This is a genomic window from Peribacillus sp. SIMBA_075 (assembly GCF_046534585.1).
Map to the genome: position 1 here is coordinate 1 of NZ_JAWRYN010001556.1, position 238 is coordinate 238.

General features: G+C 34.5%; 1 protein-coding gene. It reads left to right on the forward strand.

Annotated elements, in window-relative coordinates; translation table 11 throughout:
* Positions 1–238, forward strand: a 238-nt coding sequence (locus SB775_RS33645) for a DUF4003 family protein (protein ID WP_410865644.1), incomplete at both ends; no start/stop codon positions are given.

Sequence of the window (238 nt, forward strand, 5' to 3'; positions counted from 1 at the left end):
GTTTGATCTCGGACGTTTTTTAGAAATTAGTAGTTATATTAAGAATCAGGTAGGGATGTTTTCATACTTAAAGTCTTATCATCGCTTTGTGGTGGCCGCAACATTAGATATTCACTTTATAGATTACAAGCAAGCTTTTCGAAAGTTTTTAGATTTATATGAACAATTGGTCGCTGGTGGTTTTAGCCGGAGTATATTTACTTATCTCGCAGCAGCTGTGCTTTTAACTGAAGAAAAT